Source organism: Catenulispora subtropica (genome assembly GCF_039531675.1).
GTDB lineage: Bacteria > Actinomycetota > Actinomycetes > Streptomycetales > Catenulisporaceae > Catenulispora > Catenulispora subtropica.
On record NZ_BAAAQM010000048.1, the window covers coordinates 51,146 to 77,753 of the forward strand.

The window sequence follows — 26,608 nt, forward strand, 5'->3', positions numbered from 1 at the left end:
GATGCCGACGGCCCGGGACCGATCGATCGGTCCCGGGCCGTCGGCATGGCGACGACTACGAGTTGTAGTTCCCGGTCACGGCGACGCCGGTCGCGGTCAGGCCCGAGCCGTCGGAGCCCGTTCGGCGCGTGCGCTTCGGCTTCTCGGCGGAGGCGGCCGCCTGAGCCTGGGCGGGGGCGGCGGCCTTGCGAGTCCGCGTGCGCGCCGGCTTCTCAGCCGGAGCCTCCGCCTCGACGGCGGCGGTCTCCGCGGCGGCCTTGCGCGTCCGCGTCCGCTTGGGCTTGTCGGCCTCGGTGGCGTCCGCGGCCTCCGCGGCCTCCGCGGCCCCCGCAACGCTTTCCGCGATCGCCGTCTCGACCTCGGCGGCCGTCACGCGGTTCCGCGTCCGGGTGCGCTTCGGCTTCTCCTCGGCCTCGGCGGCCGGAACGTCGGTCGCGGACTCGGCGATCGCCGTCTCGGCCTTCGCTCCGCTCCGCGAACGGCTCCGAGTGCGCTTCGGCGTGGCCTCCGCGTCGACGTCGGCGGGATCGGCCTGCTCCGCCTCGACGGCGGTCTCGACGATCGAGGTCTCGACGATCGAGGTCTCGACCTTCGCGCCACCGCGCGAGCGGCTCCGCGTCCGCTTCGGCTTCGTCGCGTCCTCGGCGGCGTCCGTGACGAGCGCGGTCGCCTGCCCGGCCTCCACCACGGCGTCGGCGACAGCGGCCGCCTCCACCACGGCGTCGGCGATCGGCGCCTCGGTCTTCGCGCCGCCGCGCGTCCGGTTCCGCGTCCGCTTCGGCCGCTCCCCGGTCTCGCCGCCGTTCGACACGGCCAGAGCCTCGTCAGCGGAAGCCTGGCCGGTGGCCGAAGCGACGATCCCGGTCTCGCCGGCGAGCGCGGCATCCTCGGCGACCAGCTGGCCGCCCCGCGTCCGCACCCGGTCGCGCTTGGCCCGGGCCGGCCGCTCGGCCCGCTCGGACCGCTCGGCCCGCTCGGACCGGTCCGGCCGCTGCGTCCCGCGGGCCCGCACCCCGGCGCCGCGCCCGGTCTCGCCGAGGTCCTCGACCTCTTCGGCGGCCAGGCCGGCACGCGTCTGCTGCGACTTCAGCAGCCGGCCCTTGGAACCGGCCGGGATGCCGAGCTCCTCGAACAGCCACTCGGACGTCGAGTAGGTCTCGCGCGGCTCGTGGAAGTCCAGGCCGAGCGTCTTGTTGATCAGGTTCCAGCGGGGGACCTCGTCCCAGTCGACGAAGGTCACCGCGGTGCCGGAGGCGCCCGCGCGGCCGGTGCGGCCGATGCGGTGCAGGTAGGTCTTGTCGTCCTCCGGGCACTGGAAGTTCACCACGTGGGTGACGCCTTCCACGTCGATGCCGCGGGCGGCCACATCGGTGGCCACCAGGACGTCGACCTTGCCGTTGCGGAAGGCGCGCAGCGCCTGTTCGCGGGCGCCCTGGCCGAGGTCGCCGTGCACCGCCGCGGCGGCGAAGCCGCGGTCGTCCAGCTCCTCGGCGACCTTGGCCGCGGTGCGCTTGGTGCGGCAGAAGACCATCGTCAGGCCACGGCCCTCGGCCTGCAGCATGCGGGCCAGCATCTCGGTCTTGTCCAGCGCGTGCGCGCGGTAGACGCGCTGCGTGATGTTGGCGACCGTGGTGCCGGAGTCGTGCGGGTCGGAGGCCCGGATGTGCGTCGGGCGGCTCATGTACTGCCGCGCCAGCGCGATGACCTGGCCCGGCATCGTGGCCGAGAACAGCAGGGTCTGGCGGTCGTTCGGGACGTGCTTCACGATCCGCTCGACGTCCGGGAGGAAGCCCAGGTCCAGCATCTCGTCGGCCTCGTCCAGCACCAGCATGCGCACGCCGGACAGGTCCAGGTGGCCCTGCTTGGCCAGGTCCAGCAGCCGGCCGGGGGTGCCGACGACCACGTCGACGCCCGCCGACAGCGCGGCGATCTGCGGCTCGTAGGCGCGCCCGCCGTACACGGACTGCACGCGCGCGGCCATGACCTTGCCGGCCGAGGAGAGGTCCTCGGTGACCTGCACGGCCAGCTCGCGGGTCGGCACGACCACCAGGCCGAGCGGACGGCCCGGCGTGCCGGACGGCGACGGCGCGGAGGAGGGCTTGCGGCCGGCCCGGCCGCGGGTCCGGCCGCCGCCGCGGCCCGGCCCGGACTGGGCGGGGACGGTGGCGGTCTCGGCGCCCGGGGCGGCGGAGACGGTGTCCGCATCGATGGCTTCGGCTGTCGCCACGCCGCCGGTCAGGGCGCCGGCGGCGGCGTCCTCGGCGGCCGCCGCGGCGGCGGCGAGCTCGCGCACCATCCGCTGCAGCACGGGGATGCCGAACGCCAGGGTCTTGCCGGTGCCGGTCTTCGCCTGGCCGATCACGTCGGTGCCGGTGAGGGCGACCGGGATGGTCGCGGCCTGGATCGGGAACGGCGTGACGATGCCGCCGGCCGCCAGGGCCTCGGCGATCCGCTCGTCGACGCCCAGGTCGCGGAACGTCTGCTGGATGGGTTCGGGGGTTTCGGCGGCCTCGGTCGTGCCGGGACGCTCTTCGGTGTCAGTGGTGACAGCGCTGATGATGTATGCCTCTTCTGTCGAGCGGCACTGCGCGAGGGGGGCAGCACGGTGCTATTGGTGCTGTTTGCGTACGTGCCCGCGTCTACCCCAGCGATGAGACTTCTGGAGGAGCGGGCGAACCTCGCGGCTTCTGGGGACTCTCGGTGAGTCCGGTTGCCGCAGTTGGTCGGAGCCGATCGGGCCACCGACCGGGCATCCTGCTAGTCACCGTCAGTGTACCCGACGGAAAACACCTGAATAAACTGCCCTCATGACTTCTCCGGCGACCACCGTGTCCTACGAGACAGCCGTCACAGACCTGCTGGGTCTGGTCGCGTACGGAGAGCTGACGGCGTTCGAACGCCTGGCCGCCGACTCCGCCCTGGCTCCCACGCTGGCCGGGAAGGCCCAGGTCGCGAGCATGGCGGCGGCGGAGTTCGACCACTTCCGGAAGGTGCACACGCGGCTGGCCGAACTCGGGGCGGAGCCCACAGCCGCCATGGAGCCGTTCGTCGAGGCGGTCGACGCGTTCCACGAGCACACCAGGCCCGCGGACTGGCTCGAATCCCTGGTCAAGGCCTACATCGGCGACACGCTCACCGCCGACTTCTACCGTGAGGCGGCCCGTTTCCTCGACGCGGACTCCCGCCGGGTCGTGGAAGACGTCCTGGAGGACATGGGCCACGGCGTGTTCGTCGTGGAGCACGTGCGCGCGGCCATCGAGGCCGATCCGAAGGTCGCCGGGCGGCTGGCGCTGTGGGGGCGCCGCATCATGGGCGAGGCCTTGACGCAGGCCCAGCAGATCGCGACGCGACGGCCTGCGCTCGCGGCGCTGCTGGCCGGGGTGCTGGCGGCGCCGGACGCGGAGACCGCGGACGACCTCGCGCGGGTCGGGCAGATGCTGACGCGCCTGACCGAGGGCCATGGGGCGCGGATGGCGACCCTGGGGCTGAGCGCGTAGATCCGGCCGGCCCCGGTGGCCGGCGGCCCCGGCCGGGCGCGTTCGTGCGGGCCCGGCGCGGGTCAGGACTCCTGGCCCCGCGTGCGCTGCCAGCCGGTGACGGCCGTCACCAGCAGCACGGCCAGCGCCACGCCCAGCCCGGTGCCGATGAGCAGGTGGCCGTCGCCGAGGATCGCGTGGATCACACCGCCGCCGCCGACCGCGCCGACGACGCCCACGACCGTGGTCATCCACGTCGCCATCGGGGTGCCGTTCTTGACGACGGCGCGGCCCAGGGCGCCGATTCCCAGCCCCAGGGCCGCCAGCCACAGCAGTGAGAAGAAGGACATGCGTCCCTTTTACCCCACTGTCACCCCTCGAACCGGGTCAGATCGCCCCGAACCCGACACGGCGGCCGGTGGGCTCGCCGAGCTCGATGTAGGCGATCTTCTCGGCCGGCACCAGGACCTTGCGGTCCTTGTCGTCGACCAGGGTCAGCACGCCGCCGTCCTTGAGCGCGGCGGCGATCGCCGCCTCCACGTCGGCGGGGGGCTGGTTGGACTCCAGGCTCAGCTCACGCGCGGTGTGCTGGATGCCGATCTTGATTTCCACGAAGGCTTCCTTAGGTGCTCGAAGCGGTGCCAGATGACTGGTGTGCTCTAGCGTGCCAGGGGCTGGGGTGCTCTGGCGTGCCAGCTATCTAGACAGAATCCTTGCGCGGGAAGTTCCCGATGCCGCGCCACGCCAGCTGCGACACGATCCGCGCCGCCGCGTCCCGCGGGATCCGGCCGCCCTCGGTGGACAGCCAGTACCGCGCGGTGACGTGCGCCACCCCGGTCAGGCCGACGGCCAGCAGCATCGCCTCGTCGTCGGACAGGCCGGTGTCGGTCGCGATGACGTCGCGGATCGCCTCGGCGCACTCCTGGGTGACGCGGTGGGTGCGCTCCCGGACCGCCGCCTCATTGTTCAGGTCGGACTCGAAGACCAGCCGGAAGGCGCCGCTCTCGTGCTCGACGTAGTCGAAGTAGGCGCCGATGGTGGCCGCGACCCGCTGCTTGTTGTCGGAGGTGGAGGCCAGCGCGCCGCGCACCTGGGCGACCAGCTGGTCGCAGTGCTTGTCCAGCAGCGCCAGGTAGAGCTCCAGTTTGCCCGGGAAGTGCTGGTAGAGCACCGGCTTGCTGACGCCGGCGCGCTCGGCGATGTCGTCCATCGCGGCGGCGTGGTAGCCCTGCGCGACGAACACCTCCTCGGCGGCTCCGAGCAACTGGTTGCGGCGGGCGCTCCGAGGCAGCCTGGCGGACCGCTGCCGGGACGTGGCGGCCTCGGCGTAGGCGGCGTCGGTTGTGGTCATGGTCGTCAGTCTACGCGCGGGTAGCTTGATCCGACCGGGTCGTCCATCGGTCTCGGAAAGTGGACCGCGCGTCCGGGAATCGAGCCGGGCATGCGACGGTTGTCGTTGAATGCCGCGGATTACCCCCAGGCGCCTCGAAGACTTCTCTGGGAGACGTTGTGAGCAACCTACCCCCGCTGGTCGAGCCGGCAGCGGACCTGACCGTGGACGAGGTGCGCCGCTACTCGCGCCACCTGATCATCCCCGACGTCGGCATGGCCGGCCAGAAGCGTCTGAAGAACGCCAAGGTGCTCTGTGTCGGCGCCGGCGGCCTGGGCTCGCCGGCCCTGCTGTACCTGGCCGCGGCCGGCGTCGGCACGCTCGGCATCGTCGAGTTCGACGTGGTCGACGAGTCCAACCTGCAGCGCCAGATCATCCACGGCCAGAGCGACGTCGGCCGCTCCAAGGCCGAGTCGGCCCGCGACTCGGTGCGCGAGATCAACCCGCTGGTGCAGGTCAACCTGCACGAGGAGCGGCTCGACTCGACGAACGTCATGGAGCTGTTCGCCCAGTACGACCTGATCGTCGACGGCACCGACAACTTCGCGACCCGCTACCTCGTCAACGACGCCTGCGTGCTGCTGAACAAGCCCTACGTCTGGGGTTCGATCTACCGCTTCGACGGTCAGGCGTCGGTCTTCTGGTCCGAGTACGGCCCCTGCTACCGCTGCCTCTACCCCGAGCCCCCGCCGCCGGGCATGGTCCCGAGCTGCGCCGAGGGCGGCGTCCTGGGCGTCCTGTGCGCCTCCATCGGCTCGATCCAGGTCACCGAGGCCATCAAGCTCCTCACCGGCATCGGCGAGCCCCTGGTCGGCCGCCTGATGATCTACGACGCCCTGGAGATGACCTACCGCACGGTGAAGGTCCGCAAGGACCCCGACTGCGCCGTCTGCGGCGAGCACCCCACCGTCACCGAGCTCATCGACTACGAGGCCTTCTGCGGCGCCATCTCCGAGGAGGCGGCCGACGCGGCGAAGGACTCGACCATCACCGTCCGGCAGCTGAAGGACTGGCTGGACGCCGACGAGAAGATCCAGCTGATCGACGTCCGCGAGCCGAACGAGTACGAGATCGTGAACATCCCCGGCGCGACGCTGATCCCCAAGGGCGAGTTCCTGATGGGCGGCGCACTGGAGAAGCTGGACCCGACGAAGCGTGTCGTCCTGCACTGCAAGAGCGGCGTGCGCTCGGCCGAAGCGCTCGCGGTCGTGCACGCGGCGGGCTACAAGGACGCGGTGCACGTGGGCGGCGGCGTGCTGGCCTGGGTGAACCAGATCGAGCCGGAGAAGCCGACGTACTGAGGTTCACCGCCGCTTCAGCGGTTCGCGCGAGATCGACCGCCGTCCCTGCTCGGGGCGGCGGTCCATTTTTTGGGGTTGTCACGCTCAGGCGACCGAGTGATCGCCTACAACTCCCCGCGCTTCGTCATGTAGTTGTACGCCAGCCAGCCCGGCAGCACCGGCAGCCAGAAGGTCATCAGCCGGAACAGCAGCACGGCCGTGGTGGCCAGGCCGGTGTCCAGGCGGCCGAACGTCGTCAGGGACAGGGTCAGAGCCGCTTCGACGCCGCCGACGCCGCCGGGGGTGGGGACGATCGAGCCGGCGGCCTGGGCGGTCAGGAAGATGATGGCCACGGTGGCGAAGTTGATCTTCGCGGCGTGGCCGTCGGTGGCGGCGGCCTGGATGGAGGCCCAGAGGGCGAAGATGTAGAGCAGTGACAGGAGGACGGTGCCGCTGAGGCCGGTGGTCAGCTTCAGGGGGTTCTGGGCGACCTCGATCAGGCGCGGGAGGGAGCCGGCGACCAGGGGGCGGAGGCGGTTGACCGCGAAGTGGCGGAGCTGGGGGATGGTGCCGATCAGCAGGACCAGGAGGGCCAGGGCCAGGATGATCGCGATCAGGGTGGCGCTGGAGGCGTGGGAGCCGCCGCCGCTGTTGTCGCCGGAGCTTCCGGCGATGACGCCGAAGACCAGGATCAGGAGCAGGTGCTGGACCAGGCCGACGACCTGCTGGGCTCCCACCGCGGTCACGGCCGCGCGGGTCGGGAGGCCGGTGCGCTGCAGGTAGCGGGTGTTCACGGCGACGCCGCCGACCGCGGCCGGGGCGACCAGGGTCACGAACGAGGCCGCCACCTGGGACAGGATCGTGCGGCCCCAGCGGAGCTTCTCGGGGACGAAGCCGTCCAGGGCCATCGCCGCCGCGGCGTACGTGCCCACCGAGGCGACGGCCGCGGCGCCGGTCCACCACCAGTTCACCGCGGTCAGGCTCGACCACGAGCGGTTCGTGGCGATCAGCGCGTAGGCCGCGAAGGACAGGCCGACCACCGAGAACAGCGTGCGGGGGCTGAACCTCTCCAGCTTCACCGGCTCCGGTTCCACCGACGGGTGCAGTGCCTGCACCGCCTCCTGGATGTTCCGGAGCAGTCCCTTCGACTTCTTCAGCGCGGTGCGCGTGTTCCGGGTCAGGATCACCGGCTGCAGCATCGGCAGTGCCGCCGCCACGTCGTCCTCGCCGAGCCGGTCGACGGCCGCCGCGACCGAGCGCTCGTACCCGAAGTACAGGCTCGTCACCGTCAGCATCTCGGCCGTGTCCAGGCGCTGCGACAGCGTCCCCGCCGCCACCTCGCCCAGGCGCAGGTCGGTCAGCCACGGCCGGCCCCCGCCGTCCACCACGAACGCGTTCGCCGACAGCCGGCGGTGGGCCAGCTGGTGCTCGTGCAGCTCGGCGAGCATCGCCCACATGTCGTCCAGCAGGCCGTCGGTGAGCTCGGCCTCCTCGAGCTGGTCCAGGGCCCGGGACGGGATCAGCTCGTACGCCAGCATCCCGGTGTCCGGCCCCAGGTCCCGCACCGCCAGCAGGCGGGGCGTGCGGATCTCGGCGGCCGTCACCGAGTACGACATCAGCGCTTCCTGCTCCAGCATCCGCCGCAGCGTCAGCAGGTTCCGGCGCTGGGCCGGCCCGCGGAGGCGCAGCCGCCGGTAGAGGCGGTACACCAGCCCCGCCGCCTGCTGGTCGCGGTCCAGCACGATCACGTCCAGGTCGCCGCGCTCGCGGGTGGCCACCCGGTAGCGCCGCACCTCTTCGACGTCCGGCACCCGGCGGCAGGACAGCGGTCCGAGCCCGGCCGAGAGCAGCGCCGAGTACACCGCCTCTCCGGTGGGCCGGTCGTTGATCACCCCTCGGGCCCAGCGCCAGCCGAAGGCGACGAGCCGGCCCAGCAGGACGGTCTCGGCCAGGCTGATCAGCGTCGCGTCCCCTTGGATCAGCGTCACCACGCCGTAGGCGATCAGCGCGATCCAGGTCGCGGTCTGGAAGTTGTGGCGGTTCCCGAAGCCGATGATCGTCAGGTAGGCGACGACCGTCGTGAGGTAGATGTGGAACGCCGCGGTGTTGCCCGCGGCGTTGGTCGGCAGGGTCAGCGCGTCGCGGATGGCCTTCGGCGTGTGCGGCGACGCCACCACGGCGTTCAGCCCCACCGCCGCCAGGTACGCCATGGCCGCGGACAGCACCGAGTCCACCACGCGCCGCGTGTCGCGCCGGTACAGGCGGTCGATCGCCAGCACGATGGGAACCACCGCCAGCAGAACCGACGTCACTCCCAGTACCAGGCCCAGCGGCAGCCTCTGGTCGGCCGACAGCTTGGAGATGTCCGACTCGGCGCCGCGGGTGGTGCCGCCGGCGACCATCCCCAGGGCCAGGAACAGCAGCATGAACACGAAGGAGGCCACGGCCCGCAGCAGGTCCGCGGGCCTGCGTATGCGGCGCGGCTCCGGCGGTTCGTCGATGACCGGGGTGTGGCCCGGGGGCGGCGGCGCGGAGGCGGGGCCCGGCCCGAGCACGGGCATGCTGAGGGCCGGCGTGACGGCCTCGACCGGACCCGGGCGGGCCGGTGAGGCGGTGCCGGGCTCCCCTGCCACTGTCCACCTGTCTTCTGGTCTTGTGTTCGTGTTGCGCTCTGCCGGACACAAGGACGATAGTCCCTGGCGCCCCGTGCATGCGGCGACTGTGGCTGATCGTCCCACGACGGGGCCGCCGCGAGCGCGCGGGATTACTTCGACGGGAGTGATGGAAGTGGCCAAACCACCCGAACTGCCTCCGTATGTGGAGCGGGTGTTCGATGTCGTCGACCGGATCCCGCCGGGCCGGGTGATGGCCTACGGCGACATCGCGGAGTGGCTCGGCGACGGGGGCCCGCGCCAGGTCGGCACCGCGATGGCCCGCTACGGCGGGGCCGTCACCTGGTGGCGGGTGGTGCGCAGCGACGGCGGCTTCCTGCCCGGGCACGAGCGCGAGGCGCTGGCCAACTACCGCGAGGAGGGCACGCCTCTGAAGCCCGACGGCGGGCGGATCGACATGGCCAGGGCCCGCTGGTGGCCCGAGGACGGGGAGGTCCCTCCAGCCGTGATCGAGGCGCGCTGAGGCTCGCGACCAGCGCGCCGTCGCACAAAGGGCGGGCCCGGGGGCGGTTCAGTCCCCGTCCCCGGGCGCCACGAGCCCGGTCTCGTACGCGACCACCACCGCCTGGGCCCGGTCCCGCAGCGACAGCTTGGTGAAGATGTGCGCGACGTGGGTCTTCACCGTCGCCTCGGACAGCACCAGCTGTCCGGCCAGCTCCGAGTTCGACAGGCCGCGCCCCATGAGGGTCAGGATCTCCCGCTCGCGCGGGGTCAGCGCGGCCAGGTCGCGATGCACGGCCGGGGCCGCCCCGCCCGCGCGCTCGGCGGCCGGCGCCGCGAACTTCTCGACGAGCCGGCGCGTGATCGACGGCGCCAGCAGCGCGTCGCCGGTGTCCACCAGCCGCACGCTCGCCACCAGGTGCTCGGGCGTCACGTCCTTCAGCAGGAAGCCGGACGCGCCGGCCGTCAGCGCCTCGTAGACGTACTCGTCGAGGTCGAACGTGGTGAGCATCAGGATCCGGCAGTCCGGGTCGGCGGCCAGGATCCGGCGCGCCGCCTCGAGCCCGTCGAGGTTCGGCATGCGGATGTCCATCAGGACCACGTCGGGGCGCAGGGCGGCAGCGGCCGCGACGGCCTCGACGCCGTCGGCCGCCTCCCCGGCGACCTCGATGCCGTTGGCGGTCAGGATCATGCGGAAACCGGTGCGGACCAGGGACTGGTCGTCGGCTATCAGGACACGGGGGCTCATTGATCGCTTCCAGTGACGCGTAGCGTCTCCTCAACGGGCGGTGGTGGGAGACGGGTGGGATTACTTCCAGTGACGCGTAGCGTCTCCTCAACGGGCGGTGGTGGGAGACGGGTGGGCGCGTCCAAAGGTATCTTCGCGCGGACCCGGAACCCACCCCCGAGCCGGCGGCGGGCGTCGAGGTCGCCGCCGTAGACCGCGACGCGCTCCCGGAGACCGATCAGTCCGCGGCCGGTGCCGAGCTTCTCGCCCGCGGGGGCGGCCGAGCCCAGATCGTTCAGCGAGGCGGAGCCGGCGGTCAGGACTTCGATGCGGAGATAACGGTCGTCGTAGCGGACGGTCAGGTCGGCGCTCGACCCGCCGTATTTCAGGGCGTTGGTCAGCGCCTCCTGCACGATCCGGTAGGCCGTCGCGTCGATCCCGCCGGGCAGCGGCCTCGGCTCGCCGGAGATCCGGACCTCGACCGGCAGCCCGGCGAACGCGATCTTGTCGACCAGCGCCGACAGCCGCGCCAGCGTCGGCTGTGGTGACAGGCCCGAGCCCTCCTCGTCGCGGCCGTCCTGCGCCGGGGCCAGCACACCGAGCAGATGCCGCAGCTCCGTCATCGTCGCGCGCCCCGCGCCTTCGACGGCGAGCAGCGCGCCCTCGGCCTCGTCGCTGTTCGCCGCGTCGGCCGCCAGCACCTGCCGGGCCGCCCCGGCCTGGATCAGCATCATGCTGACGTTGTGGCTGACGATGTCGTGCAGCTCCCGCGCGATCCGCGCGCGCTCGGCGTCGACCGCGGTCCGCGCCGAGCTCTCCCGCTCGCGCTCCAGCAGCCAGCCCCGCTCCTCGACCGATCCGGCGTACCGCTTCCGCTCGCGCCGCAGCAGCACGGCCAGCCTGCCCGCCGCGGCCGAAGCCGCCAGCAGCGCCCCCACCAGTACCCCCACCAGCACTGCCATCGTGTCTACATCCCCAGGATGAGTGGCCCGGACGATTACCACCACGGACCGATGAGCCGCGACGAGCCCCCACCCTACGGTGATCACATGACCTCCCACGAGCCCGTTGTCCGTCTCGACGACGTCCGCAAGGACTTCGGTGACACCGCCGCCGTCGACGGTGTCACGCTGCACATCCGCCAAGGCGAGGCCGTCGCCGTCATGGGCCCCTCCGGCTGCGGCAAGTCGACCCTGCTCAACCTGGTCGCCGGGCTGGACCGGCCGAGCTCCGGCCGGGTCGTGGTGCACGGCGAGGACCTCGGCCGCCTGAACGAGACCGGCCTGGCCCTGTTCCGCCGCCGCCGGATCGGCATGATCTTCCAGTTCTTCAACCTGATCGACGACCTGCCGGCGCTCGACAACGTGGCCCTGGCCGCGCAGCTCACCGGCACGCCGGCCGGCCAGGCCCGGCGCCGCGCCCTGGAGCTGCTGGGCGAACTGGGCATCGCCGACCGCGGGAACACCTACCCGCAGCGGCTGTCCGGTGGCGAGCGCCAGCGGGTGGCCGTCGCCCGGGCCCTGATGAACCGGCCCGCGCTGCTGCTCGCCGACGAACCGACCGGAGCGCTCGACAGCCGCTCCGGCGAGCAGGTCATGGACCTGCTGATCGACCTGAACCAGCTCGGACAGACCCTGCTGATGGTGACCCACGACCCGCGCCTGGCCACCCGCTGCGCCAGCCGCCTGGTCGAGGTCGCGGACGGCCGGATCGTGGCCGAGCGCGAACTGGAGAGGACCGCGTGAGCGCCGTGATCAGGCCGAGCAGAGGGCCCGTGTGGCGGGCCTCGCGCGCCATCGTGAAGCACCGCAAGGTGCAGACCGTCGTCATCGGGATGGTGGTGGCCGTCTCCGCGTTCAGCGCGGTGCTGGGCCTGGGCCTGCTGCAGGCCGCGAACGGGCCGTTCGAGCAGGCCTTCGGACAGCAGCACGGCCCGCACGCCGTCGCGGCCTTCGACGCGGCGAAGGCCTCCGCGGCACAGCTGTCCGCCACCGCGCACGCCGCGGGGGTCACGGGCGCGGCCGGGCCGTTCCAGGCCGCGTCGGTGTCCCTCGTGATGGGGCCGGACGGGGGCGGCCGTGGGGAGCACATGACCGTGGTGGGCCGAGCGCAGCCGGCTTCCGGGGACGTCGACCGCGTGAACTTGTGGAAGGGGCGGTGGGCGACCGCGCCGGGCGAGATCGTCATGGCCCTGCCGCCCGGGATGCGGTTGATGGGCCCCGTGACCCAGGGTGGTCGGCCGACCGACCAGCACACGATCACCGGTCCCGGCCTGCCGACCTTCACCGTCGTCGGCTACGCCTACTCGGTGTCCGGCTCCGCCGACGCCTGGGTCGCGCCGAGCCAGATGTCGGCGCTGCACCCCGACCACCTGCAGATGCTGTACCGGTTCCAGAACGCTGACACCGACGAGCAGGTGAAGGCCGACCTCGCGGCCGCGACCAAGGAACTGCCCGCGGACGCCCTCACCGGCTTCCAGTCCTGGCGCACCACCCGCGCCTCGATGCTGGCCAAGCTGGAGGCCCTGCTGCCGATGCTGATCGCGTTCGGCGCGCTGGCCCTGGCCGTGTCCGTGCTGATCGTGCTGAACGTCGTCAGCGGCGCCGTGGTCTCCGGCTACCGGGACATCGGGGTCTACAAGACCATCGGCTACACCCCGCGGCAGGTCGTGAGCGTGTTCGTGGCGACCATGGCGGTGCCGGCGGTGGCCGGGACCGTGATCGGGATCCCGCTGGGCACCGTGGTCGGCCAGCCGCTGCTGGCCAAGGCGTTCAGCTCGCTCGGCGGGAACCAGGGCATCAGCCCGCTGGCCGAGGTCGTCTGCCTGCTCGGGGTGCCGCTGCTGGTCGGCCTGACGGCGCTCGTCCCGGCCCGGCGCGCGGCGGGGATGTCGGCGAACGCCGCGATCTCGGCCGGCGCGGCCCCGAGGCGCGGCCGGGGCCTGGTGGTCCAGCGCAAGCTGGCCGGCTCGCGGCTGCCGCGGTCCGTGAGCATGGGACTGGGCCTGCCGTTCGCCCGCCCGGCCCGCAGCGCCCTGACCCTGGCGGCGGTGCTGCTCGGAGTGACCACCGTGGTGTTCGCCAACGGTCTGGCGCGGGCCATGACCGGGGTCTCGGCGGCCTCGGACCGGATCGGCGCGGTGAGCTACGACGTCGACCGCGACCCGGCGCAGCCGGGGACCCTGGACGCGGTGGCGCTGGAGAAGGCGATGCGCGCCACCCCCGGCGTGGACGGGGTGTCGGGTGGCACCCAGGACATGGTCGGCGTGGCCGGCATGACCACTGCGATCAACGCGGTCTTCTACGGCGGCGACTCGGCGAAGATGGGCTGGACCATGGTGCGCGGTCACTGGCTGGACGGCCCGAACCAGATCGTCGCCCCGGCCCGGTTCCTGAACCGGCACCACCTGGCCCTCGGACAGTCCCTGACCATCGAGCTGAACGGCCACTCCACCCGCGCCACCATCGTGGGCGAGGACGTCACCGGCGGTGACAGCTCCCTGAACGCCGACTGGACCACCCTGCAGCAGCTGGATCCGGGCCGCCGGGCCGACCACTTCGAGGTGCGGGCCGCGTCCGGCGCCGACCGTCAGGCGCTGGCGGCGAGGCTCCGGGACCTGGACCCGTCGTGGACCGTGCAGGTGCGCGACTACGGGGACCCGAACGCCGAGATGAAGTACTTCTCGACCGCGATCACCCTGGTCCTCAGCCTGGTCGCCGCCCTCGGCGTGTTCAACACCGTGCTGCTGAACACCCGCGAGCGCCGCCGGGACCTCGGGATGCTGAAGTCGGTCGGCATGACCCCGCGTCAGGTGGTGGCGATGATCGTGACGTCGATGGGGGTGCTCGGCCTGGTCGGCGGAATCGTCGGGCTGCCGCTGGGCTACCTGCTCTACCGGGTGGTCGTGCCGCTGATGGAGCACGCGCAGGGCATGGACCTGCCGGCGAGCCTGGAGCACGTGTACTCGGCTCCGCTGCTGGCGGGGATGTTCCTGGCCGGGGTCGGGATCGCGGTGCTCGGGTCGTTCGTGCCGGCGCGCTCTGCGGCGCGGCTGTCGATCTCGGAGGTGCTGCGGAGCGAGTGAGGCCCGTCGGCACCGCGACGCGGAGCGCCTCCTCGACGGGCGGCGGTCGGCCGCGGGCGGGGCGGTGGCGGAGGGCGGGAACGGGTTGGGCATGATGAGGGGCCCGCGGGGACATCCCCGCGGGTCCTTTTGTCGTCAATGCGCGCGTGACAGTCGGTGGTCTGTGTTGTCATAGAGGACCGTGGTGTATCAGCCGGGTATACCCGCTCGCGGAGGGTTAGAAACCTTGTTCGACTTGCAGGCCGCGCCCCAGGTCAGCGGACCCCCGCTGGACCCGGCGCAGCGCCGCGTCGTCGAACACGCGTCCGGACCGCTCCTCGTGCTGGCCGGTCCCGGAACCGGCAAGACGCACACGCTGGTCGAGGCCGTCGTCGCGAGGACGGACCCTGATCGCGCGGCCCTGCGCCCCGACCAGGTCCTGGTCCTGACCTTCAGCCGCAAGGCCGCCTCCGAGCTGCGCGACCGCATCGGCCGCCGGCTTTCGAACAGCGGTGTCGCACCGCTGGCGACCACGTTCCACTCCTTCTGTTACGCGCTGGTGCGGCGGTTCCAGGACCCCGAGCTGTTCACCGAGCCGATCCGGCTGCTGTCCGGACCCGAGCAGGACGTGTTCGTCCGCGACCTGGTGGCGGGCAGCCTCGACGTCGGCATCGGGGGCGGCGCACTCGGTGAGCGCATCCAGTGGCCTCAGGATCTGCGGGCCGCGCTCGGCACCCGCGGGTTCGCCGAAGAGCTGCGCACCGTGCTGGCCCGGGCCCGGGAGCTCGGGTTGGACCCGACCGAGCTGGCGCGGGCGGCGCGGCGGGCCGACCGCGGCGACTGGTACGCGGCCTCGGCGTTCTTCGAGGAGTACCTGGACGTGCTCGACGTCCAGGGGGTGCTGGACTACGGCGAGCTGGTGCACCGCGCCGTGCTGCTGGCCGGGCAGGAGGACGTGCGGCGCGAGCTGCGGCACGACTTCCGCGCGGTGTTCGTGGACGAGTACCAGGACACCGATCCCTCCCAGGTGCGGCTTTTGCAGGCGCTGGCGGGGGACGGCGCCGACCTGGTGGTGTTCGGCGACCCGGACCAGTCGATCTACCAGTTCCGCGGCGCCGACGTGCGCGGGATCCTCGACTTCCCCGAGTCCTTCCGCGGTATGGACGGCTCGCCCGCCGAGACCGCGGTGCTGCGCACCTCCCGGCGGTGCGGCCCGGCGCTGCTGAAGGCATCGCGGGAGCTGACACGCCGGATGCCGATCCCGCTGCTGCCGGTGGAGAAGGTGCGGGAACACCGCGACCTGGCGGCGCAGGGGCCGGAGGTCGACGGCGAGCCGGTGCAGGGCTCGGTCGACGTCTTCACCTTCCCGACGCCGAGCACCGAGCTCGACAACATCGTCGACCTGGTCCGCCGCGCGCACCTGGAGGACGGTGTCCCCTGGGACGAGATCGCGGTGCTGGTCCGGTCCGCGACGCGGTCGATCCCGGCGCTGCGCCGGGGACTGATCGCGGCCGGGGTGCCGGTCGACACGTCCGGCGACGAGCTGCCGCTCGCCGCCGAGCCCGCGGTGGCGGTGCTGCTGCAGGCGCTGCGGGTGGCCGACAGCGAGCAGGCCCTGACGCCGGACGTCGCGCGGTCGCTGCTGTCCGGGCCGCTCGGCGGGATGGACGCGTTCGAACTGCGCAAGCTGGCTCGGGCCCTGCGGGCCGAGGAGCGCGTGGCGAACCAGAACGCCGTCGCGCCGGAGCCGCGGGAGGTCACCGACGCCACGGTGAACGGCGTCCGGCCCAGCGAGGTGCTGCTGCGGGAGGCGCTCGCCGAGCCCGCGCGGCTGATCGCCATGGACGAGGACGTCGCCCGGCCCGCGTACCAGCTCGGCATGCTCCTGCTGCGCACCCGCCAGATCCTGCGCGGTGGCGGATCGGTCGAGCAGGCGCTGTGGGAGCTGTGGAGCTCCACCCGGTGGCCCGAGCGGCTGGAGCGCACCTCGCAGCGCGGCGGCAACACAGGACGCGCGGCGGACCGCGACCTGGACGCGGTGTGCGTGCTGTTCGACTACGCGGCGCGCGCCGAGGACCGGGCCACCGGCCGGGGCGTCCGCAACTTCATCGCCGACCTCGAGGCGCAGGAGCTGGCCGGCGACTCGATGGCCGCGCAGTCCTCGCGCGGCGGGGCGGTGCGGCTGATGAGCGCGCACAAGTCCAAGGGTCTGCAATGGCGGTTCGTGATCGTCGCTGGCGTGCAGGACGGGTTGTGGCCCGACCTCCGGATGCGGGGGTCGCTGCTGCAGGCCGACCTGATCGGCCGGCACGGCCTGCGGTCGCCGGACGAGATCCCGACGGCGGCGACGCTCCTCGCCGAGGAGCGCCGTCTGTTCTATGTGGCGGCCACACGGGCGCGGGAGCGGCTCGTGGTCACCGCCGTCGACAGCGCGCTGATCGGGGACGACGCGGCGGCCGAGTCGCCCTCGCGGTTCGTCTACGAGCTCGGCGTCGACGTGCAGCCGCTGCCGGGGCTGCGCAAGCGGGCGCTGGCGATCCCGGCGCTGGTCGCCGACCTGCGGCGGGCGCTGACCGACCCCAAGAGCTCGGACCAGCTGCGGCAGGCCGCCGCCGAGCGGCTCGCGCAGCTGGCCGACGCGCAGTCCGGCGACGGGCGGCCGCTCGTGCCGTCGGCGCATCCCGACAAGTGGTGGGGGCTGCTCGAGGAGACCGACTCCGAACAGCCGGTGCGGGACCCGGACAAGCCGCTGCTGCTGTCCGCCAGCCAGGTCGCGGCCATAGACGAGTGCTCGCTGCGCTGGTTCCTGGACCACGAGGCCGCCGCGCACGAGCAGAAGACCGTGGCCCTCGGGTTCGGCAACGTCGTGCACGTGCTCGCCGACGAGGTGGCCAAGGGCGACACCCCGGCGCGGCTGGACGTGCTCATGGAGCGGCTGGACCGGGTCTGGGACCGGCTGTCGTTCGAGGCCGAGTGGCAGTCGCCGCAGCAGAAGGAGGAGGCCCGGGCCGCGCTGGAGCGGTTCCTGGCGTGGCACGTCACCGACCGCGGGCGGCTGCTGCACTCCTCGGAGCAGGACTTCGACGTGCGGATCGACGTCGAGGAGTTCCAGCTGCGGATACGGGGCTCGTTCGACCGGGTGGAGACCGACGAGGCCGGGCTGGTCTACGTCGTGGACTTCAAGACCGGCAAGAACGTGCCGACCAAGAGCGAGGCGCAGGAGCACCCGCAGCTCGCGGTCTACCAGCTGGCGGTGCGCGAGGGCGCGGTCAAGGGCGTCTCGAACGAGTCCGGCGGCGCGGAGCTGGTGTTCCTGCGGGAAGGCGATGCGTCGGGGCTGCCCAAGACCGCTGATCAGGCTCCCGCGGTGGAAGGGCCCGGCGACACGCCGATCGAGAAGAAGCTCGCGACGATGGCCGCGCGGGTGCTGGACGAGAACTTCGCCGCGTACGGCGAGAAGCAGTGCGGTACGTGCGTCTTCCGCAAGTGCTGCCCGAAACAGCCCGAGGGAAAGCAACTCCTTTGATCCGGGACACCGAAGATCTCAAAGCACTGCTCGGGGTTCCCTACACGGAAGAACAGCTCGAAGCCATCACGGCTCCGCTGGAGCCGGCCGTCATCGTGGCCGGTGCCGGGTCGGGGAAGACCACCGTGATGGCCGCGCGCGTGGTGTGGCTGGTCGGGACCGGGCAGGTGGGGCCGCACCAGGTGCTCGGGCTGACGTTCACCAACAAGGCGGCCGCCGAACTGGCCGAGCGGATCCGCAAGGCGCTGCGCAAGCTGGAGGACGAGGAACTGGACGACCCGGACACCGACGCCGAGGAGTCGGTGGGGGAGCCGACGGTGTCCACGTACCACGCGTACGCGGACCGGCTCATCAAGGAGCACGGCCTGCGGCTGGGCCTGGAGCCCTCGGCCCGGTTGCTCGCCGACGCCACGCGCTACCAGCTCGCGGTCACGGCGGTGCGCGGGCCGAAGGAGCTGAAGTACTTCAAGGGCAAGGTCGCCGACCTCGCCGACAAGGTGCTGGCACTGGACGGCGAGCTGAGCGAGCACCTGGTGTCCCCGGCCGAGCTGCGTGAGCACGAGGAGGCGTTCATCGGGCAGGCCGAGTCGTTCCGCGATCCGCGCAACGGCAAGGCCAAGCGCGGCTACACCGACTTCCTCAAGGCCGCCGAGGTCGCCAAGCAGCGGATCGAGCTGTCCGAGCTGGTCGAGCGCTACCGGGACCTGAAGCTGCGGCGGGACCTGATCGACTTCGGCGACCAGATGGTGCTCGGCGCGCGGCTGGCCGAGGAGCGGCCCGAGGTCGGCGCGATCGAGCGCGAGAAGTTCAAGGTCGTGCTGCTCGACGAGTACCAGGACACGTCGGTGGCGCAGCGGCGGATGCTGGTGGGGTTGTTCGGCGGCGGGCATCCGGTCACCGCGGTCGGCGACCCGTGCCAGTCCATCTACGGCTGGCGCGGCGCCTCGGTGGCGAACCTGGACGACTTCCCCGAGCACTTCGCGCGCGCCGACGGCTCCCGGTCGCGCGGCTACGCGCTGACCGAGAACCGGCGCAGCGGCGGCCGGCTGCTGGAGTTCGCGAACGTGGTGTCGGAACCGCTGCGCCAGAAGCACACCGGGGTGCGGCGGCTGCGGCCGTCGGAGGAGAAGGCGGACAAGGGCTGGACCCGGGTCGGGCTGCTGGAAACGGCCGAGGACGAGGTCAAGTGGGTCGCGCGGATGGTCGCCGACGCGCACTACCGCGGCGGGATCGCGCTGCGCGAGATCGCGGTGCTGGTGCGCAAGGGGAACCAGATCCCGCCGCTGTACGAGGAGATGCACGCGCAGGGGCTGCCGGTGGAGGTGGTCGGCCTGTCCGGGCTCGTACACCTGCCGGAGGTGGCGGACCTGATCGCGATGCTGGACGTGCTGGACGAGCCGATCGCCAACGCCTCGCTGGTGCGGCTGCTGACCGGGCCGCGGTGGCGGATCGGGCCCCGCGACTTGGCGCTGCTCGGGATGCGGGCGCGGGAGCTGGTGCGCGACCCGGCCGAGTACGCGGACCGCGCGGGACGGGACCGGCTGGCCGAGGCGGTCGCCGGGTCGGACCCGACCGAGGTGGTCTCGCTGTCCGACGCCCTGGCCGATCCGGGGCCGGACCTGCCGTTCTCGGAGGAGGCGCGGATCCGGTTCGCGCGGTTCGCGGCGGAGATCAGGATCCTGCGGCGGCGGCTCTCGGAGCCGGTGCTGGACGTGCTGCACCGGGTGATCTCGGTGACCGGGCTGGACGTGGAGGTGGCGGCGTCGCCGAAGCTGGTGGCGCAGCGCTCGGCGGAGACGCTGTCGGCGTTCCTGGGCCGGGCCGCCGACTTCCAGGACCTGGAGGGCGACCAGTCGGTCACGGCGTTCCGGGCGTACCTGAAGGCGGCCGAGCGCCACGAGCGCGGGATCGACGCCTCGCTGCCGTCGCAGGGCGACTCGGTGAAGCTGCTGACGATGCACAAGTCGAAGGGCCTGGAGTGGGACGCGGTGTTCGTCCCGCACCTGGCCGGCGCGGGGCAGAAGCCGCGGGAGTCGTGGGTCGGGTCGGGCGCGGTGCTGCCGTACCCGCTGCGCGGCGACGCCGAGCACCTGCCGCGGCTGGACGACGCCGGCAACACGGCGGCGTTCAAGGCGTTCAAGGAGCAGGCGAAGGAGTACGAGTCCTGGGAGGACCTGCGACTGGAGTACGTGACGGTGACGCGGCCGCGCTACGACCTGGTCGCCTCCGGGCACTGGTGGGGGCCGACGCAGAAGCGCCGGCGCGGGCCGGACACCTGGCTCGCGGCGCTGCGCGAGCACTGCCAGGAGGGCCACGGCGAGGTGGTGGCCTGGGCGGCGGAGCCGGACGCGGAGGCGGTGAACCCGAGCCTGGGCGCGGTCGAGGCGCGGTGGCCGGTGCTGCCCGACGCCGAGGCCGCCGAGCGGCGGCGGATCGGGGCCGAGATGGTGGTGGCCGCGCTGTGGAAGCGGCAGGCCGCTTCGGTGCCGCAGCAGGCTGACGGCGCCACGGGCGATGCGGCCGACAGCGGGACGGCTGGCGGTGTGCCTGTGCCTGCCGCGGCGCCTGGCGGCACTGGCGGCATTGGCAGCACTGATGGCTCTGACCGCACTGGTGCGCCTGGCGATGCCGGCACCGCCACGTCTGGACTCGCTGAAGTGACCGCCGCCGACGCTGCCGCGGCTTCGACCGACGTCAGTGTCGGCCTGCCCGGCCAGCGTCCGGCCGAGCACGCCGAGGCCGCCTCCGCCGAGGACCGCGCCGCCATCGCCTCCTGGGACCGCGATCTCGAAGCGCTCCTGGAGGAGCTCAAGCGCGGCAGCAGCATCCAGCGCCAGGCGCCGCTCCCGTCGTCGATGTCCGCCTCGCAGCTGCTGCGCTACCGCACCGATCCGGCGCGGTTCCGGCGGGAGCTGGCGCGGCCGATGCCGCAGCCGCCGGCGCCGTCGGCGCGGCTGGGCACCAAGTTCCACGCGTGGATCGAGTCGCTGTTCGGGCAGCAGGCCTTGTTCGAGTACGAGGACCTGCCGGGCGCCGCGGACGAGGACATCGCCGACGAGGTGGATCTCAAGGAACTGCAGGACGCGTTCCTGCGGACCCCCTGGGCGGACTCCGTGCCCGCCGCGGTCGAACAACCCTTTCAGGTGGTTTTGGCCGGACGGGTGGTGCGCGGGCGCATCGATGCCGTATATAAGACTTCTGACGGCTGGGAAGTCGTCGACTGGAAGACCTCCCGGGCCCACGACGCCGATCCGGTGCAGCTGGCCGTCTACCGGCTGGCTTGGGCCGAGATGCGGGGCGTGGCGCTGGAGTCGGTCTCGGCGGCGTTCGTCTACGTTCGCGACGGGCAGACCGTCCGCCCGGCCGGGCTGCCCGGCCGGGAGGAGCTCGAGGAGCTCTTCGCCGAGGGCTGAGAAAGCCGCCGGTCACACGCTGTTCGTGTCAGGGTCGGAACCCCGCGTTGAAAGCGTTTTCCCGGAGCCCGTACCTTACCCTCATGCGTTCGCAGTCCAGGGGAAGACATCAGAGGCGGAACATAGCCGTGACGGCTGCGGCGGTGGTCGCCGCGACCGGCGTGACCGCCTGTTCCAGCAGCACGTCGAAGGCGCCCGCCTCGGGGTCGTCGAAGACGTTCACCTACTGGTCCATGTGGAAGGAGTCCGAGCCACAGGCCGCTGTCATCAAGGAGGCGCTGGCCAAGTACAAGACGGAGACCGGCGTCACGGTGACCGTCGAGTGGCACGGCCGCGCCGTCCTGGACGACGTGGCCGCCGCCATCAAGGCCGGCAAGCCGGCCCCGGACCTGGCCGACGGCAGCATCAACACCATTCTGGGAGCGGCTGCCAACGGGGTGCCGGTCGCCGATCTGAGCCCCGTCTACCAGCAGCCGGTGCCGGGGGAGAACCAGAATCTGGCCGACGTCGTGCCGGACAAGTACATCCCGCTGCTCACCGACTCCGGCGGCGCCGTCGTCATGGTGCCTTACGAGATCGCGTCCGAGGCGATCTTCTTCGACAAGACCAAGCTGCCGCAGCTGTCCTCCAACCCCCCGCGCACCTGGGACGACTTCGTCAAGACCCTGGACGCGGTGAAGGCCAAGGGCCAGGCGCCGCTCGCGCTCGACCCGATCCCGGGCAACTGCGCCTACTGGGTGGAGTGGACGTTTGAGCGCGAGGTCGGTCCCGGCCAGTTCAAGCGCACCGCCGAGGAGCGCGACCCCACCCACGTCGACGGCGACAGCCGCTGGGACGACGCCCGGCTGCTGGACGGCGCCAAGAAGCTGGAGGCCCTGGTCAAGGGCGGCTACTTCGCGCCCGGCTACGCCACCGAGGACACCAGCGCGAACAGCACCCACGCCAAGGACCAGCAGAACGCGTGGGCGCAGGGCAAGGCCGCGATGATCCTGGGCGGCACCTGGACGCCCAGCGAGACCAAGCGGACCGACGGGGTCGACAGCTTCGTCTTCCCGTCGATGCCGGACCTGGGCGGCATCCGCGCGGACAACTCCGCGGGCGTGAACTTCTTCGGCTTCGCCGTGCCCAAGGCCGGCAAGAACGCCGCCGCCGCGGAGAAGTTCGTCCTCTACTTCATGAACAAGGACCGGCTCACGGCGATCTCCACCGAGGCCGGCAACATGACGCCGCGGCCCGACATCCAGGCCCCGGAGGTGCTGGCCTCCGTGCAGATGGCCCTCACCAACCGCACGGTCTTCCCGGACCAGGACGCGCTGATGCGCGACGACTCCAAGTGGTACACGACCGTGTTTCAGAAAAACGCGGTCGACTTCATGACCGGCAAGATGACCGCCGCGCAGTTCATCGGCAAGCTGAAGGCCGACTCCGGGGCCTTCTGGCAGGCGGCGCCGCCGACCAAGTAGGGTCCGCACGGGTAGTGGCCGGCGGGGTGGACGGCGTCCATCCCCCGGTCGGCCCTTGGGGCGGCGGCCGGACCGGGTTACCCTGGGTCGGTGACATATCACACGACACTGGACCGGGCGGTCGCCGCGGCGGCCGCGGCCGCCGGCGGCTACGGCGCCTGGAGCGCCGAGCGCCGGCGCGACCTGCTCCACGCCTGCGCCGACGCCCTGGAGGCGGCGCGGCCCGAACTCGTCGACCTGGCGTGGGCCGAGACCGCGCTGACCAGGGAGCGCCTCGACGGCGAGATCACCCGCACCACCGGGCAGCTGCGGCTGTACGGGGACCACGTCGCGGCCGGCCGGCACCTGTCCGGGCGCACCTCGCCGGGCGCGGCCCCGGGCGGCGCCGACGTCTACACGGTCGACGTCCCACTCGGCCCGGTCGCGGTCTTCGCCGCCTCGAACTTCCCGTTCGCGTTCGGCGTCCCCGGCGGCGACACCGCGTCCGCGCTGGCCGCGGGCTGTCCCGTGGTCGTGAAGGGGCACCCGGCGCAGCTGCGGCTGTCGCGGCGGATCGCCGAGGTGCTGTCCGGGGCCGTCGCCGGGGCCGGCGCGCCCGAGGGCACCTTCGGTTTCCTCGACGCGGAGTCGACCGACGGCGACCCGAACAAGCTGAGCATCGACCTGGTGCGGCACCCGGTGATCAAGGCGGTCGGGTTCACCGGGTCGTTCGGCGGCGGGCGGGCGCTGATGGACGCCGCCGCGGCCCGGCCGGAGCCGATTCCGGTCTACGCCGAGATGGGCAGCGTGAACCCGGTGTTCGTGCTGCCGGGCGCGGTCGCCGACGAGGCGGGCCGGGAGAAGTGGGCGACGGCGCTGGCGACGGCCGTCACCGGATCCGGCGGGCAGTTGTGCACGAAGCCCGGTGTGGTGTTCGTGCCGGAGACGGACGACGGCGAGACGCTCGCCGACCTCGCCGCGTCCCGGATCGGCGGCGCCGGCCCGATCCCGATGCTCACCGCGGGCATGGCCGCCGCGCACCGGCGGTGGAGCGAGCAGAACCAGGCGCGGGGGGCCTCCGGGCAGGAGGCTGATCCCCGCGACGGGCTGCCGTTCGCGGTGCGGATCTCCGCGAAGGACTTCACCGGCGACTACCGCGAGGAGCACTTCGGCCCGGCGACCGTCTTCGTGCAGGCCGATCCGGCCGACTACCCGGCGCTCGCCGACTCGCTGGAGGGTCAGCTCACCGCGACGATCATCGCCGACGACGCCAGTGACGCCGACCGTTCCGCGGCCCGCGCGCTGCTGCCGAGCCTGGTCGCCAAGGCCGGCCGCGTGGTGTGGAACGGGGTGCCGACCGGCGTCGCGGTCGTCGAGGCCATGCAGCACGGAGGGCCGTGGCCGGCGACCTCGGCGGCGTGGAGCACGTCGGTGGGCACCGAGGCGATCCGGCGGTTCACGCGGCCGGTGGCGTTGCAGGGCGTGCCGGCCGATCTGGTCGGCTGACCGGTCGCGCGGCAGGTTCTCCCGGTAGGTGCCGCAAGCCTCGGGGGCGTCCTACGCCCCGCTGCCTTGCAGGGCGTTCCGGCCGATCTGATCGGATGATCGTCCCGTCCGGGGCAGGAGTAATGTCTCCGGCATGACTTCTGCTTCGGACAAGGCCGTCCGTCCGTACGTCGCCGAACACGCCGACGAGTTCTTCGCCGAGCTCAGCGAGTGGCTGCGCATCCCGTCGATCTCCTCCGACCCGGCGAGCGCGCCGGATGTGCGGAAGTCGGCGGAGTGGCTGGCGGCGAAGCTGCGGGAGGTCGGCTTCCCGACGGTGGAGATCTGGGAGACCGCGGGCGGCCAGGGCCTGCCGACGGTGTTCGCCGAGTGGCCCTCGGGCGACGAGGGCGCGCCGACCGTCGCCCTCTACGGCCACCACGACGTGCAGCCGGTGACGCCGCTGGACCTGTGGGAGACGCCGCCGTTCGAGCCGACGGTCAAGGGCGACCGGCTCTACGCGCGCGGTTCGGCCGACGACAAGGGGCAGCTGGCGTTCCACCTGCTGGGTCTGCGCGCGCACCTGGCCGCGACCGGCCGCACCGCTCCCGCCGTGAACCTGAAGATCATCGCCGAGGGCGAGGAGGAGTCCGGCTCGCCGAACTTCCGCGCCCTGCTGGAGGAGAAGCGCGACCGGGTCCGGGCCGACGTCGTCGTGGTCTCCGACACCGGCATGTGGGACCGTGAGACGCCGTCCACCTGCACCGGCATGCGCGGCATGATCACCGGCCAGGTCGATCTCAGCGGCCCGGCCAACGACGTGCACTCCGGTTCCTTCGGCGGCGCGATCCCGAACCCGCTGACCGAGCTGGTCCGGATCATGGGCCGGGTCCACGACGACGACAAGCGGGTCACCATCCCCGGGTTCTACGACGGTGTCGTGGAACTCACCGAGACCGACCGCGAGATGTTCGCGAAGCTGCCGTTCGACGAGCAGGCCTGGCTGGGGAACGCGAAGTCCGCGGCCACCGCCGGCGAGGCCGGGTTCACCACCCTGGAGCGGGTCTGGGCGCGGCCGACCTTCGAGCTGAACGGCTTCTGGGGCGGGCACACCGGCCCCGGGCACAAGACCATCGTCCCGGCCGCGGCGCACGTCAAGATCTCGATGCGGCTGGTGGCCGGCCAGGAGCCGCTGGACGTGGCGAAGAAGTTCGAGGACTGGTTCTACGCGAACGTCCCGGCCGGGCTGACCGGGTCGCACCACTGGGAGTCCGACGGCGTGAAGCCCTGCATGACCCCGTTGGACCACCCGGCGGTGCAGGCGGTCACCCGCTCCATGGGCAAGGCCTTCGGTGAGCCCGACGCCCCGCGCGAGGTGCTGTTCACCCGCGAGGGCGGCTCCGGCCCGGAGGCCGACCTGCAGGAGGTCATCGGGGCGCCGGTGGTGTTCCTCGGCGTTTCGCTGCCCTCCGACGGCTGGCATTCTCCGAACGAGAGCATGACGATGCCGCTGCTGCTCAAGGGCGCCGAGGCCGCCGCGTATCTGTGGTCCGACCTGGCCGAGAAGGGCTGAGGCGAGTCCGGGCGGAGAAGACACGGTACGGATCGGGATCGGTTCGGGGAGGAATCGACATGAGCGAGCAGGCGCGGTACTTCGAAGGCGAACTCGGACGGATGCTGCTGGCCCGGTCCGACGTGGACCGCTCGGCCGAGCGGCGCGTCGACGACGCGTGGCTGGCGGCGGCCTGGGCCGACCCCGGCACCCGGGTGTTCGCGGTCGACGACTCCCGCGCCGAGGCCCTCCTCGACCCGGCTCCGAGCCTGGTGTTCCGGGACGGCGCGTTCTTCGACGCCCGCCACGCGGACGCCGAGCGGCTCTTCCTGGGCGTGGCCGACGGCACGGCGTACTTCGCCGTGAGCGTCGGCTCGCCCGGCCCGGACGGCGAGCCCACGGCCTCGACCGCCGGCTCGGCCTCCACCCCGGGCGCGGCGCTCACCTCGCCGCGGCCGCCGGCCGCCGAGGACGTGCCGGAGCTGGGCGAGTTGCGGCACGTCCGCGAGATCGCCGCGCTGCTGCCGGACCGCGAGGGCGGGCTGCTGGCGCACGCGGTCGGGCTCGACAACTGGCACCGGACGCACCGGTTCTGCGGCGTCTGCGGGCACCCGACCCGCACCACGTCCGCGGGCTCGGTGCGGCAGTGCGACCACTGCGGCACCGAGCACTTCCCGCGCACCGACCCGGCGGTGATCATGGCTGTCACCGACCCCGACGACCGGCTGCTGCTGGCCCGCAACTCCTCCTGGCCGCCGAACCGGGCCTCGGTGCTCGCGGGGTTCGTCGAGCCCGGCGAGACGCTGGAGGCCGCGGTGGCCCGTGAGTGCGAGGAGGAGGCCGGGCTGCGCGTCACCTCGGTGCGCTACCTCGGCAGCCAGCCCTGGCCGCTGCCGCGCTCGCTGATGCTCGGCTTCGCCGCCACCGTCGAGGACTCGGCGTTGAGGTTGGACGGCACCGAGCTGGACTGGGCGAAATGGTACAGCCGCGCCGAGCTGAAGGAGGCGGTCAGCACCGGCGAGCTGCTGATGCTGCCGCTGGAGATCTCCATCTCGCGCCGGCTGATCAACCACTGGTACGGCGGCGACCCGGTGGCGGGGTAACCCGGGCCACGGGCGAGTCAGACTTCTTTCAGAGAACC

The 26,608-nt window shown here is 72.6% G+C and carries 18 protein-coding genes; 11 read left to right on the forward strand and 7 right to left on the reverse strand.

The genetic code is table 11. The annotated features are described in order from the left end of the window. Window positions 1–55: 55 nt before the first annotated feature. Complete coding sequence (locus ABD466_RS32540) at window positions 56–2,488, reverse strand: DEAD/DEAH box helicase (protein ID WP_344661082.1); 2,433 nt, start codon at window positions 2,486–2,488, stop codon at window positions 56–58. A 319-nt stretch (window positions 2,489–2,807) separates the two neighbouring features. Between ABD466_RS32540 and ABD466_RS32545 the strand changes: the two genes are divergently transcribed. Then, complete coding sequence (locus tag ABD466_RS32545; RefSeq protein WP_344661059.1) at window positions 2,808–3,497, forward strand: ferritin-like fold-containing protein; 690 nt, start codon at window positions 2,808–2,810, stop codon at window positions 3,495–3,497. Window positions 3,498–3,559: 62 nt separating this feature from the next. Here ABD466_RS32545 and ABD466_RS32550 read toward each other — a convergent pair whose 3' ends face one another. The 3 genes from ABD466_RS32550 to ABD466_RS32560 all read right to left on the reverse strand — a co-directional run bounded on the left by ABD466_RS32550 (window position 3,560) and on the right by ABD466_RS32560 (window position 4,827). Beyond that, complete coding sequence (locus tag ABD466_RS32550) at window positions 3,560–3,826, reverse strand: hypothetical protein (RefSeq protein WP_344661060.1); 267 nt, start codon at window positions 3,824–3,826, stop codon at window positions 3,560–3,562. A gap of 37 nt (window positions 3,827–3,863) precedes the next feature. After that, complete coding sequence (locus ABD466_RS32555) at window positions 3,864–4,088, reverse strand: DUF3107 domain-containing protein (protein WP_344661061.1); 225 nt, start codon at window positions 4,086–4,088, stop codon at window positions 3,864–3,866. Between the two features lie 88 nt (window positions 4,089–4,176). Beyond that, window positions 4,177–4,827 (reverse strand): TetR/AcrR family transcriptional regulator, encoded by a 651-nt coding sequence (locus ABD466_RS32560; RefSeq protein ID WP_344661062.1) that lies wholly within the window; start codon window positions 4,825–4,827, stop codon window positions 4,177–4,179. Window positions 4,828–4,985: 158 nt separating this feature from the next. Here ABD466_RS32560 and moeZ point away from each other — a divergent pair, with 158 nt between their 5' ends. Beyond that, a complete protein-coding gene (gene moeZ, locus ABD466_RS32565) occupies window positions 4,986–6,167 on the forward strand; it encodes an adenylyltransferase/sulfurtransferase MoeZ (RefSeq protein ID WP_344661063.1) in 1,182 nt (393 codons plus the stop codon). Window positions 6,168–6,271: 104 nt separating this feature from the next. Here moeZ and ABD466_RS32570 read toward each other — a convergent pair whose 3' ends face one another. Then, entirely contained in the window at window positions 6,272–8,779 is a 2,508-nt protein-coding gene (locus ABD466_RS32570; protein ID WP_344661064.1) for a lysylphosphatidylglycerol synthase domain-containing protein, read from the reverse strand. A 148-nt stretch (window positions 8,780–8,927) separates the two neighbouring features. Between ABD466_RS32570 and ABD466_RS32575 the strand changes: the two genes are divergently transcribed. Further along, the gene (locus ABD466_RS32575; RefSeq protein ID WP_344661065.1) at window positions 8,928–9,281 is read left to right on the forward strand and encodes an MGMT family protein; all 354 of its coding nucleotides are present in this window, start codon (window positions 8,928–8,930) and stop codon (window positions 9,279–9,281) included. A 48-nt stretch (window positions 9,282–9,329) separates the two neighbouring features. Here ABD466_RS32575 and ABD466_RS32580 read toward each other — a convergent pair whose 3' ends face one another. Together ABD466_RS32580 and ABD466_RS32585 are read right to left on the reverse strand one after the other, a co-directional pair. Further along, window positions 9,330–10,007 (reverse strand): response regulator, encoded by a 678-nt coding sequence (locus ABD466_RS32580; protein ID WP_344661066.1) that lies wholly within the window; start codon window positions 10,005–10,007, stop codon window positions 9,330–9,332. Further along, window positions 10,004–10,948, reverse strand: coding sequence for a sensor histidine kinase (locus ABD466_RS32585; protein ID WP_344661067.1), 945 nt, complete (start codon window positions 10,946–10,948; stop codon window positions 10,004–10,006). The genes ABD466_RS32580 and ABD466_RS32585 overlap by 4 nt, the downstream gene beginning before the upstream one ends. Before the next feature lie 87 nt (window positions 10,949–11,035). Between ABD466_RS32585 and ABD466_RS32590 the strand changes: the two genes are divergently transcribed. From ABD466_RS32590 to nudC, 8 genes are all read left to right on the forward strand, one after another. Next, a complete protein-coding gene (locus ABD466_RS32590; protein WP_344661068.1) occupies window positions 11,036–11,731 on the forward strand; it encodes an ABC transporter ATP-binding protein in 696 nt (231 codons plus the stop codon). After that, on the forward strand, window positions 11,728–14,070 hold the full coding sequence (locus ABD466_RS32595; protein WP_344661069.1) for an ABC transporter permease: 2,343 nt from the start codon (window positions 11,728–11,730) through the stop codon (window positions 14,068–14,070). Before ABD466_RS32590 ends, ABD466_RS32595 begins: the two co-directional genes overlap by 4 nt. 235 nt (window positions 14,071–14,305) lie before the next feature. Then, window positions 14,306–17,575 (forward strand): ATP-dependent helicase, encoded by a 3,270-nt coding sequence (locus ABD466_RS32600; RefSeq protein ID WP_344661083.1) that lies wholly within the window; start codon window positions 14,306–14,308, stop codon window positions 17,573–17,575. After that, window positions 17,572–20,988 carry an ATP-dependent helicase gene (locus ABD466_RS32605; protein ID WP_344661070.1) on the forward strand — a complete coding sequence of 1,139 codons (3,417 nt, stop codon included), beginning with the start codon at window positions 17,572–17,574 and terminating at the stop codon, window positions 20,986–20,988. The genes ABD466_RS32600 and ABD466_RS32605 overlap by 4 nt, the downstream gene beginning before the upstream one ends. 233 nt (window positions 20,989–21,221) lie before the next feature. Beyond that, entirely contained in the window at window positions 21,222–22,451 is a 1,230-nt protein-coding gene (locus ABD466_RS32610) for an ABC transporter substrate-binding protein (RefSeq protein WP_344661071.1), read from the forward strand. Between the two features lie 90 nt (window positions 22,452–22,541). After that, complete coding sequence (locus ABD466_RS32615; RefSeq protein WP_344661072.1) at window positions 22,542–23,936, forward strand: aldehyde dehydrogenase family protein; 1,395 nt, start codon at window positions 22,542–22,544, stop codon at window positions 23,934–23,936. Between the two features lie 133 nt (window positions 23,937–24,069). Next, window positions 24,070–25,488: a dipeptidase gene (locus tag ABD466_RS32620; RefSeq protein ID WP_344661073.1), complete on the forward strand. Its 1,419-nt coding sequence runs from the start codon at window positions 24,070–24,072 to the stop codon at window positions 25,486–25,488. A 59-nt stretch (window positions 25,489–25,547) separates the two neighbouring features. Next, window positions 25,548–26,570, forward strand: coding sequence for an NAD(+) diphosphatase (gene nudC, locus ABD466_RS32625; RefSeq protein WP_344661074.1), 1,023 nt, complete (start codon window positions 25,548–25,550; stop codon window positions 26,568–26,570). Window positions 26,571–26,608 lie beyond the last annotated feature (38 nt).